A 13,404-nucleotide genomic window follows, 5' to 3' on the forward strand; every position below is an offset into this window, starting at 1 on the left:
CCCCACCCGCCCCACAACCAGGTAGTTCGTCCACGCTGAGCCCTGAGCATGCTCGTACGCGGGCCGGTCCAGGCCGACTGCCTCCGCGATCGACCAGCAGTTGCCCGCAACGCCCGGCATCAGCAACCCGCGCAGGTACAACACGCCGCTAGCCCGCAGACCGCGGGTCTGGCGATCGCGTTCGTCGACCAGCTGGGCAACGAGGAGGTCAACCGTCCCCACGGGAGGGGGGGTGGGTCGCGAAGCCGTGTAGGAGGAGGTCGGCGACCTGGGCGCCGAGTTGGTCGGTGTCGGCATGCAGGCTGCGGGCGAAGCGGGTGACGATGTGGAGGGTGCCGGTGATCGCCTGGGGGAGGAGCTCGGCGGGCAGGTCTGATCGCAGTGCCCCGTCGCGCTGGCCGCGGGTGACCAGGCCGAAGACGGCCTGGTGCATGCGTCGTGAGGCCGGTGGCGGAGACGGCCGGCGGGTGTCGGTCGGTAGCGGTTGCCAGTCCGTGGACACCGCGAGTAGCGGGTAGCGCTGGATGATCTCGGCCATCGCGGTGATCAGGGCTCGCAGGGCGGAGACCGGATCGAGGTCGGTCGCGAGCGCGTCGTCGATGACCTGCTGGGCTTCGGCCGCCGCGGCGTCGAAGATCGCGCGGCGCAGCGCGTCCCGGTTGCGGTATCGGCGGTAGACAGTGACCCGGACGACGCCGGCCTCGTCGGCGATGCGCTGGACCGTGGCGCGAGAGTCCTCGGCCAGTACGCGGGCGGCGGTGCGCAGGATGTGCTCGTCGTTGCGCTGCGCGTCGCTGCGGGGCCCGCGCTGCCTGGACCCGACCGGAGCCGTACTCACCGCCTAAGTGTTACACATCAGACCCACTTAGCGACCTACCGTCCGTCGGTATGACCTCCTCGTCATCGCCGGACTCGCCCGCCGGCCCACCCGCCAGCAGTGATCGGCTCGACCCCGCGCTGGTCCGCCTCGGCCTGGTCCTCGTGCTGGGCATCATCATGAGCCAGCTGGACACCACGATCGTCAACGTCGCGCTGCAGACGCTCAGCCACCGGCTGTCCGCAGGGCTCTCCACCATCCAATGGGTCGTCACCGGCTACCTGCTGGCCCTGGCCGTTGTCATCCCGACCACCGGGTGGGCCGTCGACCGGATCGGGGCCAAGCGCCTGTTCGTCACCGGCACGGCCCTGTTCGCGGCCAGCTCGGCACTGTGCGCCGCGGCCTGGAACGTCGGCAGCCTCATCGGGTTCCGGGTGCTGCAAGGCGCCGCCGGAGCGCTGCTGCTCCCCGTCGCGCAGACCGTACTGGCCCGGGCCGCGGGCCCGAAGCGCATGGGCCGCGTGATGATGGTCGTCGGCGTCCCCGCGCTGCTCGCGCCGATCTGCGGACCTATTCTTGGCGGCCTGATCGTCGACCACCTCTCCTGGCGCTGGATCTTCCTCGTCAACGTTCCCGTCGGCGCCGTCTCAGTGCTGGTCAGCCTCTGGCAGCTGCCCGCCGACCAGCCCACCACCGGCGAACGACGACCATTTGACTTCCCGGGGCTTGCGCTACTCGGCCCAGGACTCGCCTTGGTGATCTACGGTCTGTCGCGGGCCGGCGCCGCCGGAAGCTTCGCCCGACCCCAGGCCTGGACCTTCCTGCTCGCCGGGGTCCTGCTGGTCGCCGGCTTCCTGGGCTACGCCGCCCGCCGCGGCGAGAAAGCGCTGATCCCACTGGCCTTCTTCCGAGACCGCGCCTTCGCCGCCTCCTGCGTCGTCACCCCGCTCATCGGCGTCAGCGTGTTCGGCGTGATGCTGCTGCTCCCGCTCTACTACCAGGAGGTCCGGCACGAGGACGCCCTGCACGCCGGGCTGCTGCTCGCCCCGCAGGGCCTCGGAGCGGCGCTGGCGATGCCGACAGCCGGGCGGCTCACCGACCGGATCGGCGCCCGCTGGGTCGTGGTCGCCGGCATGACGCTGATCACCGCCGGTACCGCGATCCTCACACAGGCCTCCACCCACACCTCGTACGCCCTGCTCGCGGTGGCCCTGGTCGTGCGGGGGCTGGGATTCGGCGCCACGATGATGCCGACCATGGCCGCCGGCTTCCGGAACCTACCGACGTCCGCCGCCGGCCACGCCAGCTCGGTGCTACAGATCTTCTCCCGATTCGGCGGAACCTTCGGCGCCGCGCTCATGGCGGTCATCCTCGCCCAGCGCATCCTCACCGAGACCGCCCACGACGGCCACACACCCGACCAGCTCGCCAACGCCTTCGACACCACGTTCTGGTGGGCAACCGGCATCACCGCCATCGGCATCGCCGCCGCGGTCCTGCTACCCGGCCGACCCGTGAACGTCGAGGCCGACAGCGCCGATCCCCCACTCGCCCACCCACAGCCAGCACCCGAATCGTCCATCTGACCCCCGCATCTCCCAGCCAGCAGACGCGACAGCGGCCAGGCGCAGCAATGCGCCTGGCCTACCGGACTGGCTGCTCGCGCCGCCGCCGCAGCAGTTCAACGCGACGCTGCGCGTGCCCCAGTCCGCCAAACAGCCGGGCCGATCTGATCTTCTTCGGAACGCCGAACAACATTTACCACATGGGTATCTACGCGGTGCGAGGACCAGCAGGCGGCGGCTTTCGCGGGCGTAGGCGAGCGGCTCGAGAGGCCGTCCGGTGAGCGCGTCCGCGGTGGTGAGCAGCGGTAGACCGGCGGCGGGCGGAGGCGTCTAGGAATGTCGCCGCAGCGCTCGGAGGGTGAGCTCGACGTGGTGCCCGATGTCCGCAATATCCGGTTGTGGGACGAGTTGGAGTATTCGCACCGTGCCGAGGAACTGGTAGGCGATGTCGGTGGCCGTGATGTCGTCGGCAAGCGTGTGGTCGGTGCGGGAGCGTTCGACGGCGTCGTGTCCGACGCCGGTCAGGTGGGTGAGGCACCGCTGGAGGTCGGCGCCTGCGGGTTCGGCGTTCGCGAGCAGGTCGACCGCCGCCCGGTTACGGACCAGAGGGGTCAGCGCCGTGGTGAAGAACGCCCGGAGGGCCTCGATCGCGGGCTGATCCGGGGACAGACCGGACGTCGCCAGGCCGGCCAGATCGGTGCCGGTGACCTCGTGCACCAGGTCCTGGCGTGTCGGGAAGTGCCGGTAGAGCGTGCCGACGCCCACGCCCGCTTCCTTGGCGATCGCGCGCATGTCGACGTTCAGGCCGCACTCCCGCAACATCGTGGTGGCCGCGGCGACGATACGGGCCCGGTTGGCGGCCACGTCGCGTCGCGGGCCCTGCGTGCGCTCCACGACGACAAGCCTAGCGGCCCGCCACGCCGCACCGGAACGCATGTTCCGATGTGCTATCTTCGCCAAAACGGAACATTCGTTCCGATGCGGTGGGAGTGTGGGAGTGGCGATGAAGACGATCGTGATCACTGGAGGAACCGACGGGATGGGAGCGGCACTCGCGCGTCACTACCTGCGGGAGGGCGACCGGGTCGTCGTGGTGGGCCGCAGCCGAGCCAAGTTCGAGGCGCTGCTCGCCTCGTCGACTGCCGACGGCGTCGCCGCGACCGGTCGCGCGTCGTTCATCGCGGCCGATCTGTCGCTCGTCGCCGAGAGCGAACGGGTGGTCGAGCAGATAAGGCCGTCACACGAGCGCATCGATGTACTCGTGCTGGCCGCGTCGTTCATCCGCCAGAAGCGCCACGAGACCGCGGAGGGTCATGAGGCATCGTGGGTGCTGTTCTTCGTCTCCAAGTACATCTTGGTCGCCGGGCTGGCGTCGCTGCTCGCGAACAGCGATCGCCCGATAGTCGTGAACACGTCGGTGCCGGGCGCGAAGGCCGGGGCGATCGATTTCGACGATCTCGAATCCGCGCAGCGCTTCAGCTTCGCCCGGTCCAATGCCCAGCAGCGGCGGGCCAACGAGCTGCTCGGAGTCCTCGTGACCAGTAACAACCCGGCGCTCACCTACCTCACGTGGGGACCCAGGCGGCTGGTCAGGACCAGCCTCGCCGGCGACGTCGGGCGAGGGATGAAGATCGCCTCCGTCGTTCTGGGGGCTGTCGCCGGGCAACGGCCGGACGATGCGATAGCGCCGATCATCGCACTCGTCGCCGACCCGCCCGCTGGCCGCGCCGCCTACCGCGGCGCCACGCAGGTCGCGCTCGTCCAAGGCCCGGACGATACCGACGATGCTCGCCGGCTCGAGGCGCAGACCGCCGCCCTCGTCACCGGCCGCTGAGCAGTCTGCACGGAAACTGACAAACCTGGCCGAGCGGCGCGGATCGTCCGTTCGGCTTCAGCGGCGGGGCCCGCAGCGATGTAACGCTGGGTACGGCCGTGTCCGATCTCCTCGATCAATCTGGCGGCCTTGAGGCCCTGCAGGACTCGGATCGTCTGGTCGGGCATCAGACCCTCGTCGCGGGCGTAGGTCGCCCGGCGGGCGCCTTCTGGGCGGTAGCGGCACAGAGCACGGCGACCGACCGCTCCCACCCCGGCCGGACGCTCCTGCAGTTGGGCGAAGCGGCCCGAGCTAGGCTCGGGACAACCTCGACGACCTCCTGTGGGCCCGCCGGCGTACGACGACGTACTTCTCCACGGTCACGAGACCATCGCCCTCGCCGTGGAGACAGCCGAGCGCGCCTGGCCTGACCTGCCGAGCCCGACCTGGCCGACGGGCTACCGACCGGGCCGCCGGGGCTGGTCGGGGAAGCCTCACCGTGGGCACACAGCGTTCCCCGCCTGTCACCCGGTCCAGGTTCCACTCATAGTGAGTAATCAGGCCCTCATCTGGTCCCGCGCCTGCGCAGATCGTCGCGATTCGCAGTCGAAGGACTGCGGTACGCTCCAGTGAGGGTGGAGAGATGTCCGGAGTTCGCGGCGGTGCACTAGGCCCGCGGCGGCCGGCCGTTCGGGGTCGCGCGCCGCGGTCGTTTCAGTACGTGATCGTAGGATCCGCGGCCATCGTCGGTTGCGCCCTAGCTTGCGCGCTATTCCTAGACCGGCAGACGGCCGGGGCCGCCATCAACGCCATGTCTGCCGCCGCCCTGCTGGCCACGGCCGTCGCATGCTTCTGGACCGCCCGCCTGGCGCGCGGTACCGAGCGGCGCTGGCGGCTTCTCATCGGTCTCGCCGCGGCCGGCGCGGTTGGCCCCAGCATCGGAACGGCGCAGGCGATGATGGCCGGCGGCTCTACGATGGGTCGGTATTCTCCGGCGCAGGCGGGTTTTCTCGTCCTCTATGCGGTGGCGCTGGCGGGCCTGCTGTCGCTGCCCACGGACTCCAAAGAAAAAATGGCCGGAGGTGCCGGGTCGCCGCGGCGCGGCGGATATCGCTGGTACGCCGTAACCTTGCTGGACTGCGTGCTGATCGTCGGTTCGATCGTCCTGCTCGAATGGGTCACGATGCTCGGCGCGATTTTCCGCGCGGGGGCGCCCGACCTCACGCAGTTTCTGGTGGTTGCGGGTACCCCCATTGGGGGCCTGACGCTCACCACGGCTGTCGCGCTCATCGCATTCTTCCGCCGGTCTCCCTCGCCGCTGACGCTAGCGTTTCTCGGCGCGGGCCTGCTGTTTATCGCAATCTTCGGCAGCATCTTCGCCTACCTTACCGCGAGCAAAATCTACAACCCCCCGGCGGCGGCCTACGTCGGATTCACGGTCGGCGATCTGCTGTTGTTTCTTTCGGCGCTAGTGCCAGCCCGGGCAGCCACGCCGGACGACGAACTAACGTCACTGTCCGGCCCGCGATCGATGTGGGCGCATGCCGTACTACCATACGTCGCGCTCGTCGCCGCGGGCCTGGTGGTCGGTGTCAAAATGCTCGCTGACCGGTCGCTGGATTGGTTCGAGACCTACAGCATGGTGGGGCTGCTGCTGGTCGCGCTGGTCCGGCAGATGCTCACGCTCGCGGAGAACACCCAACTGCTCGCCGAGATCCGGAAAGGCGAAAAGCAGCTCCATTACCAGGCGTACCACGATCCGCTAACAGGATTAGCGAACAGGGCCCTGTTCACTCGACGGCTGCAACGGGCACTCGACCACGGGGCCAACGGCTCCAAATCACCCACCACCGGATCCGTCATTTTCATGGATCTTGACAAGTTCAAGTACGTAAACGACACTTTCGGGCATGCCGCCGGGGATGAGCTACTCAAGATCAGCGCGGAACGGATCCGGGCGGGAACCCGCGCGGGAGACACGGTCGCACGACTCGGCGGCGACGAGTTCGCCGTCATCCTGAATGGCGGCGACCCGGACACTAGGAGTATGGGTGAGCGGCTCACGAAGGCCATGCAGGAGCCGTGCCTATTAGGCGGTCAGCCTTACGTCCCCCGAGTCAGCGTCGGCTTGGTCACCCTCGATTCCTCCGCTCAGCCAGCCACTCCCGACCTTCTGCTCCACCAAGCCGACCAGGCGATGTACGCGGCCAAACGAGAGGGCACGGGCGGGCTGATCATCTACCATCCCGATTGCCCACTCTCCAAGGTCAGCGCGACCGCGGCGCACAGCGAGTGATCAGCTGAGCGTCTCTACAGGTGTGTGAGCGCGATCTCAGCGGGGGGCAAGCGCCTGCAACGGCTGCTCGCCCGGGCTGTCTGGGTACGCCGACGAGGTCCGCGACGACCTGCGCGGCTATGTCGTCGAGCGGCTCGGCACCCTCTCGCTGGCCCGGCTCCTCCCCCGCCCGCGCTGGTCGACGTTTCTCGTCACGCCGGCAACTCCGGTCCAGGCTCCGTGCGCGAACGCCTACACCGAACGCTGGGTCCGCACCGTCCGCGCCGAGTGCCTCGACTGGGCCATGATGTACTTGGACCCTGCAGGTCCGATGCTTTCGCTGTCYCCGGTCACCATGGTCGCTCGGTTGGCGCAGACGGTCAGGAGTCGGCCCCGGCACGCCCGGTGGCGTGCGCGGTCACCGCGGCGACGAGTTCGTCGAACATTACCTGGTATATCTCGGCCCGCTGCTCGGCAAGGTCGTGCGGCAGGTAGTCGGTCACCCAGATGAGGCGCGCCGCGTTGTCGCCGACGACGTCGACCCGCATCTCCGCGTGGTGATACTCGGCGTCGCTCAGCTCGGGGACCGTGTAGGAGGCCCGGCGACGCACTGGGTCCACGGTGAGGTTGCGCTCCCAGACCTCCTCTCCACCGGGAAGCGTGACGACGCGGTACTCCCCCTCCTGGCGCTCCGCGACGCAGGCCGAGAAGACGTGCACCTCGGAGCGGGTGTAACGGTCCACGAAGTCCCATACCAGCTTGGCCGGCACGTCGACCACTGCCTCGAAGTAGATGCTTCCCATCGGATCTCTCCCTGGCTCACCTAGGTGGAAATACAGCTGAACGCCGCCGCCGGCCCACGACTCGTCGCCGGGCACGTCCGGCGTGGCGGCGGGCGCGGAACTGCCGGGACGCCGTGCCGGAGGGAGCCGCGCCCGGAGCCGGCGGTGACACCGACCGGTCAGGGTCATGGACGTTGCCGCCCAGCGGCGACCGAGAAAGTCGCGGGCCACGTGCCGATCACGCCCGCGGGCCGGCGCCGTCTCGGTGGGCGCGCGAATTTCCCGGTCAGGAGAGATCACGAGCCACCCCGTGACGTGACTGGTCGCGCCCGGGTCGCTGACACATCGGTCAGGACCGTTGGTTCAGGGCGGCCATCTGCTCCGGGGTGATGACGTCTCCGCAGGTGGCTGTGGAGCTGGTCGGCTCGAACCGGGAGCCGTCCTTGCTGATCTTGATGGCCGAGTAGCAGGTCGAGGTCTGTCGGAAGTTCGTGGACAGGTCGTTGCTGGCATCGGGGGTCATGCCGGCGCCGTCGTAGTCCCTGACGGCACGCAGGCCGGTGATGAAGGACTCCCGGGTGGGGCATGTCCCGGCGGCTTCGAGGCCACGGAGGAACAGGTCGGCGGAGATCCAGCCATCCGCCGCTGCGTCCTGGGTGGGCGGCTGAATCTCGGGGGCGAAGTCGCTCATCGCCTGCTTGAACTTCCGCTGGTCCGCGGTGTCGAGTTCGAAGGGCTGGATGTCGGTGAAGATCGACACGCCGGCGAGTGCCCGGCCGAGCTGGGTGAGGTTGCTGTTGTCGTAGCCCAAGGGCATCAGGGCGACCTTGAGGCCGTCCCCGAGGGTGACGCCGATCTTCGCGAGTTCGGGCAGCAGCTCCGCGGCGCCCGCGGGCATCAGCACGCCCGCGAGGGCGTCGATGCCGTTCGCCTTGATCTGTTGAGCGACCGTCTGCCAGCTGGTGATCTCTCCGATGTAGAAGGTCTTGACGACCCGGACGTCGTTCGCCTTCAGACTCGCCGCGGTCTGCTGGGCGAAGTCCCCGCTCGAGGCGATCGCGTCGACCGCGAAGACGGCGGCGCGGGTGCCGCCCTGGTCACGGACGTACCTCCCGGTGGTGGTGCTGGAGCCGTTCCCGAGATAGAACCAGGAGAACATGTTGTTCATCCCCAGCCAGACCGGGTCGCTGGCGATACCCGTGACCGGGACACTGCGCTCCTGCAGGAGCTTGGCGGACTGGGTGCCGGCGCCGGGAGCGTAGATGAGCCCGAAGATCTTCTCCTGGTCGAGCAGCTCCTGGACGGCGCTCAGGTTGAGCTGCTGGTCCGCCTGGTCGTCCCGCCAGGCGTAGGTGACCTTGCGGCCGTACACACCGCCGTCCTCCTCGTTGGCCACGTGGAAACGGGCGTCCACCCCGGCGCGGAACGAGCGCATGGTCGCGGCCCCCGGCCCGGTGTCGCTCCAGACCATGCCCGCCTTGACCTCCGTGGGCGTGATGCCGGGCACCGTCGTCGAGCACGCCCCACCCACACCGCTGGCACCGCCTCCACCGCAGGCTACGAGCGAGACGGCCAGGCTGCTGGCGCTGGCCGCGAGCGTGACGGTTCTGGTTAATCGTCTGTTGACCGGGAACAGCACTCTGTGACTCCTTTCGGGGTCCTGGACCGGCTGCATCGCGAGAGGTCTCATCTGAAAGGGGCCGCCGCCTGGTCAAGCCAGCCGTCGAAGTCCGTCGCCTTGGCCATCAAGGCCTCGGGCCCCCAGGGAGAATCGACGATGAGGAATTTTTCGCGGTCGATGGCCTGAACGAGCCGATCGGCGACCTCGTCGGGCTTGAGCGCGGTCCGCAGCACCGGGTGGTCTTCCGGGAATTCGTCGTTCAGGAGCATAGGTGTCAGCATCGCGCCGGGGCAGAAGCAGGAGACCTTGATTCCCCGCCCGCGATACGTCATCGCCAGCCATTCGGAAAACGCGAGCGCCGCGTGCTTCGTCACCGAATAGGTCACCTTCTCCGGATGGGCCGAAAGCGCGACGATCGACGCTGTCTGGAGAAGGTAGCCGTCGCCTCGTTCGAGCATCGCCGGCAGCACCTCGCGGGCCGCATACACGTGAGCGAGCACGTGTAGTCTCCAGGCTGCCTCCCAGAGGAAGTTCTCCTGGATCTCACCGGGCTGGCTGGGGCCGGCGACGCCGGCATTGCTGAACCAGATGTCGATCTCACCGTAGGTCCGGCGAGCCAGGTTGGCCACCGCGCGCACGTTCTCTTCCACCGTGATGTCCGTCGCCAGGCCGACGCCGCCGATGGCGTTCGACACACGCTCGACACCGGCCGGGTTGATGTCCGTGACGACGACCTTTGCCCCCTCAGCGGCGAATCGATGCGCGCAGGCCTCACCGATGCCCCCGCCAGCCCCGGTGATCACGACGACCTTGTCGTTGAGTCTCATTGCCGATGATCATCCTTTCGATGGCCCACGCCGTGCGACGCTTGTCGCCCGTTCGATCTCTCGAGCCATCTCGGCTCGTGATCCCGGGCCGGGAAGCAGAGGATCTCCGGACTACCTTCCCGCCCGCTGTCCCCAACGAGAGCAGGGTTAGCCAGAGATGCCGGGGCCCGGGTGGTCGCTCTCGCGCCGGGAAAGATTCGGCCATCGGCCCAGGTGACCGTGCGCGCACCAGCCTCTTCACCGGCGTGCGGATCGGCATGGAACAGCCAGCCGCCGTCGGCCGCGCACCCGCCGCGGGGAGCGAATCGTTTCCAGGATTTCCTCGGACACCGACTCTCCCACCGCACAGCGCCCGGCCGGCCCCGCACATCTATTCCGCCGCATTCGGCCGAAGCGGCGTGCGCCTCAACCAGAAGCAGGGTCGTCGCCAGCGGCCGTCGACCCGACGGTTCAGACTCTAGACATCGTCACCGGGCGTGTCAACGACTTTTAAGTCTTGAGCCTTAAGAAGGTCCCAGTGGCGGGTAATTCACAACGCCACAACAATGAAAGCTAGATATCAACTCCGCGCTGCTCGACCTGGGCCACCCGGGCGGCTTCCGTACACCAACTCTCACCAGAAGTAATCACGCGAGCACCATCGGTACTCATTGGCGCGCCGATCGCCGACATTTTGATACACTGCATGCCGAGTCTTACGGCCCGCTGTCAACAATAGGATCGTGCATGTCGGTACGCCAGAATAGAATTTCGGGCGAGGATCACCCAGGGGGCCGAGATCGCCTCAATTCCAAGGGCTCCGCAACCCGTCAGCTCATTCTGGAGACGGCCGAGCGACTGTTCGCGGAGCGCGGCATCGCGGCCGTGCCCCTACGCGACATCAGCGTTGCTGCGGGCCAGCGGAACAACACGGCCGTCCAGTACTATTTCGGCGACCGCGAGAGCCTACTGAGAGAGATTACCTCCTATCGTGCTTCGACGAGTGAGCGGGTTCGAGCCGAAGCACTCACGGAACTCCTTGCCAGCGGCGAGCCGCGGGTCCACGACGTCGTCGGAGCATTCGTCCGGTCCCTTGCCGGCCACGTAGAGGACGGAAACTACTACCTGGCGTTCCTGTCACGCTACATAGTTGAGCACGGAGGGTACATCGGCCTGGAAGGAGCGGTGTCCTCCACCACGATGGAAACGTTCACAAGCCTGCTGTACCAGCTTCTTCCCGGCCACCAGCGATCCATCCTCGATGAGCGCTGGATGGTAATGATGACCACCACGGTCCACACGTTGTCCCGGTACCAGACCGCAAGGCGTGCGGGCGCGCTGTCCACGCCGTTCCGTGAGCTTCTCGACGATCTTATCGACTTCCTGGCGGGCGGCGTCGAAGCCACGCCCTGGCAGCACACGGCGCCCACGGCTCCAGAGTGACGAGGAGACACCCGGCATCGGGTGTGGACGAGTCAGGGCGCCACGGACGCCCGGTCGCAGGTCAGTGTCGCAGGTCAGTGTTGCCATGGCCCACGTCAAGGATGGCGACGTCCGTGCCGGTCAAACCTTCGGCGCTCACGATCTTGAGTTTCGTGCTGCGCCACGACGTCGCGGCGCTTCGCGGCCAGATCTGTCGGCGCATCCTCACTCGGCCGGACGGTGCCGACCATTCCCGACATAGCTCGCTCCATGCGACCTTCCGATACCAGAATCGCCATCCTGGACAATCATCGCCCGGCTGATTCAAGGGAAACGAAATGGGCAGGTAGATCTCGAGTAGCAGGACGTTGGGGATGTACTGGGGCATTCCGTCGGGACTGACCTGTGGCGGGCGCTCATGGTGAAGATCGATACAGAGGGTCAGGACAGTCAGAAGCCGCCCGCGAGACTGGAAGCGCGCTTCGACAAGGCCGGCTGGTCCATGACCGTGCAGACCATGCCGTTCGCGCAGCGACCGGTGGTCAGCCGCCGCGCGTTCTGGCTGCTGCTGGCTGTCGCCGGCGCCTCGGTTCTGATCGTTCTGGTGGTCGATCTCATCGCTTCGAGGCCTGCGGCGATCCTGGCGGAATGCATCGCGGGGGCGGTGGCCGCCGCGGCCGCGGCGGTGTGCTGCGCGATCGGAGGCTGGCGTCGCCGGGGCGCCGAGCGCAGATGGCGATGGCTGACCGGCGCGGGCGCGATCCTTACAACGATCGGCCTGGCTGTGTCCGCGCACACGGCTCCTGCCCGCGGAACCAACGTGCCGGCACTGCATCCGCCTGACCTCGCCTATCTGATCTGCTACGCCCTAGCGTTCGCCGGGCTTCTCACGGTGCCGACAGAACCGCAGGACCGAGGGCCCGACCACCATGTTGATCACAGTGTCGACCTGGGTGATCATCATCTGGTCGGGGCCGGCCGACGGTGGCTGGCGGTGACCATCTTGGACAGCCTGCTCATGGTCAGCGCACTCGCACTGCTCACGTGGGAGCTGGTCCTGGCCCCCGCTGTGCTGCACGGTCAGTACAGCCTGGACTCTGTCCTGACCTTGTGGAGCTTCTCGCTGAGCGCCTTGGCCTTGTTGGTACTTGTGTTCCTGCTCGGTGCCTTCCGGCGTCCTCACTGCTGGCCCGCGTTCGGCCTGCTCGCGGCCGGCATGGCTCTGCTCACGCTCGTGGCCGTTGTCTACGTCGCAGCCGCCGTCCGGCATTGGGCGGTCGTGCCACCACCCATCCCAACGGGTTTTGTAGCGGCGATGCTGCTGATCGGGCTGGCCGCGGTCGCACCTCCTCGACGCGCCGGACCGACCGCCGCCGATCCGAACGAGGGCGGAGCAGACGACCGGCCAGGTCGCCTGCAGCTATTGCACATCGTGCTGCCTTATCTGCCCTTGGGTGGGCTTGGCCTGCTCACCGTGGTGCAGTTGGCGACCGCGGCGCCGATACCACGCGCAGAGATGGTCGCGCTCGTCAGCATCCTGGTACTGGCGTTGGTGCGGCAGGTGTTGACGCTGTGGGACAACGCAAGCCTGCTGGCTCGCTATCGGACCAGCCAACGTCAGCTGTTGTACCAGGCGTTCCATGACCCGCTGACCGGGCTGGCGAACCGGGCTCTGTTCAACGACCGGCTGCGGCATGCCGTCGACCGGCGCGCTCGCGACCCCGGTCCGCAGCCACTGATTCTACTGTTTTGCGATCTCGACGACTTCAAGAAGGTCAACGACGTGCTCGGGCATGCAGCCGGCGACGAGCTCCTGAGGCTGACCTCGTCCCGACTCGTGCGCGCTGTCCGCCGCGTGGACACCGTGGCTCGGCTGGGCGGCGATGAGTTCGCGATCCTGTTCGACGGCAGCGCCGAGGACCCGAAGCAGCTCGGATGCCGGATCGCCGAGGCCGTTGCAACTACCTGGCTGCTGGCCGGAGCACCGCACTCGGTACGCGGAAGTGTCGGGCTGACCGTGGTTGAGCCCGATGTGGCAGCCGATCCGGAGATGGTGCTGCACCAGGCGGATCTGGCGATGTACGAGGCGAAGCGGGCTGGTGGCACGGTCACGGTCCACGCATCAGGATCGCCTGGTTCCGGCGGATCGATCCAATCGTGAAGCGGCCCGACCGACACGGCAGGCGGCGACATTATCCGGCGTTCGGCCCGATTACGGCCTCGGCAATTCCTTGGCTCTACGGAATTCAGCCGTAATTTCGTAATACGGCCTCGCGGACCCGCCGGCCAGTTCGTCGTCTCCA

The 13,404-nt window shown here is 67.8% G+C and carries 10 protein-coding genes; 5 read left to right on the top strand and 5 right to left on the bottom strand.

Translation table 11 applies throughout. From position 1 onward, the window contains the following. Nucleotides 1-208 precede the first annotated feature (208 nt). Entirely contained in the window at nucleotides 209-838 is a 630-nt protein-coding gene (locus BCD48_RS27560; RefSeq protein WP_071051291.1) for a TetR/AcrR family transcriptional regulator, read from the bottom strand. Between the two features lie 50 nt (nucleotides 839-888). Between BCD48_RS27560 and BCD48_RS27565 the strand changes: the two genes are divergently transcribed. Beyond that, a complete protein-coding gene (locus tag BCD48_RS27565; RefSeq protein ID WP_071051292.1) occupies nucleotides 889-2,403 on the top strand; it encodes an MDR family MFS transporter in 1,515 nt (504 codons plus the stop codon). 309 nt (nucleotides 2,404-2,712) lie between these two features. Here the strand turns inward: BCD48_RS27565 and BCD48_RS27570 are convergent, their stop codons facing one another. Next, nucleotides 2,713-3,276, bottom strand: coding sequence for a TetR/AcrR family transcriptional regulator (locus tag BCD48_RS27570; RefSeq protein ID WP_157910576.1), 564 nt, complete (start codon nucleotides 3,274-3,276; stop codon nucleotides 2,713-2,715). A 109-nt stretch (nucleotides 3,277-3,385) separates the two neighbouring features. On the opposite strand from BCD48_RS27570, the gene BCD48_RS27575 reads away from it, so the two are divergent. Both BCD48_RS27575 and BCD48_RS27580 read left to right on the top strand, forming a co-directional pair. Further along, a complete protein-coding gene (locus BCD48_RS27575; RefSeq protein ID WP_071051380.1) occupies nucleotides 3,386-4,216 on the top strand; it encodes an SDR family NAD(P)-dependent oxidoreductase in 831 nt (276 codons plus the stop codon). 700 nt (nucleotides 4,217-4,916) lie between these two features. Then, complete coding sequence (locus BCD48_RS27580; protein ID WP_349308053.1) at nucleotides 4,917-6,491, top strand: diguanylate cyclase domain-containing protein; 1,575 nt, start codon at nucleotides 4,917-4,919, stop codon at nucleotides 6,489-6,491. A 359-nt stretch (nucleotides 6,492-6,850) separates the two neighbouring features. Here BCD48_RS27580 and BCD48_RS27585 read toward each other — a convergent pair whose 3' ends face one another. The 3 genes from BCD48_RS27585 to BCD48_RS27595 all read right to left on the bottom strand — a co-directional run bounded on the left by BCD48_RS27585 (nucleotide 6,851) and on the right by BCD48_RS27595 (nucleotide 9,700). Then, nucleotides 6,851-7,273 (bottom strand): SRPBCC family protein, encoded by a 423-nt coding sequence (locus BCD48_RS27585; RefSeq protein WP_071051295.1) that lies wholly within the window; start codon nucleotides 7,271-7,273, stop codon nucleotides 6,851-6,853. Nucleotides 7,274-7,601: 328 nt separating this feature from the next. Beyond that, nucleotides 7,602-8,891, bottom strand: coding sequence for an ABC transporter substrate-binding protein (locus BCD48_RS27590; protein ID WP_083419287.1), 1,290 nt, complete (start codon nucleotides 8,889-8,891; stop codon nucleotides 7,602-7,604). Nucleotides 8,892-8,938: 47 nt separating this feature from the next. Then, complete coding sequence (locus tag BCD48_RS27595; RefSeq protein WP_071051296.1) at nucleotides 8,939-9,700, bottom strand: SDR family oxidoreductase; 762 nt, start codon at nucleotides 9,698-9,700, stop codon at nucleotides 8,939-8,941. Nucleotides 9,701-10,426: 726 nt separating this feature from the next. Here BCD48_RS27595 and BCD48_RS27600 point away from each other — a divergent pair. Both BCD48_RS27600 and BCD48_RS27605 read left to right on the top strand, forming a co-directional pair. Continuing rightward, on the top strand, nucleotides 10,427-11,122 hold the full coding sequence (locus BCD48_RS27600; RefSeq protein WP_071051297.1) for a TetR/AcrR family transcriptional regulator: 696 nt from the start codon (nucleotides 10,427-10,429) through the stop codon (nucleotides 11,120-11,122). 397 nt (nucleotides 11,123-11,519) lie between these two features. Then, complete coding sequence (locus BCD48_RS27605) at nucleotides 11,520-13,262, top strand: diguanylate cyclase domain-containing protein (protein ID WP_241842026.1); 1,743 nt, start codon at nucleotides 11,520-11,522, stop codon at nucleotides 13,260-13,262. The last annotated feature ends 142 nt before the right edge of the window (nucleotides 13,263-13,404 follow it).

Origin of the sequence: Pseudofrankia coriaricola (assembly GCF_001854805.1) — a bacterium.
GTDB lineage: Bacteria > Actinomycetota > Actinomycetes > Frankiales > Frankiaceae > Pseudofrankia.

Excerpts from the sequence above, each read along its gene's own strand:
- BCD48_RS27600 (WP_071051297.1), top strand. The coding sequence starts at position 10,427 with ATGTCGGTACGCCAGAATAGAATTTCGGGCGAGGATCACCCAGGGGGC.
- BCD48_RS27575 (WP_071051380.1), top strand. The coding sequence starts at position 3,386 with ATGAAGACGATCGTGATCACTGGAGGAACCGACGGGATGGGAGCGGCA.
- BCD48_RS27585 (WP_071051295.1), bottom strand. The coding sequence starts at position 7,273 with ATGGGAAGCATCTACTTCGAGGCAGTGGTCGACGTGCCGGCCAAGCTG.
- BCD48_RS27595 (WP_071051296.1), bottom strand. The coding sequence starts at position 9,700 with ATGAGACTCAACGACAAGGTCGTCGTGATCACCGGGGCTGGCGGGGGC.
- BCD48_RS27605 (WP_241842026.1), top strand. The coding sequence starts at position 11,520 with ATGGTGAAGATCGATACAGAGGGTCAGGACAGTCAGAAGCCGCCCGCG.
- BCD48_RS27565 (WP_071051292.1), top strand. The coding sequence starts at position 889 with ATGACCTCCTCGTCATCGCCGGACTCGCCCGCCGGCCCACCCGCCAGC.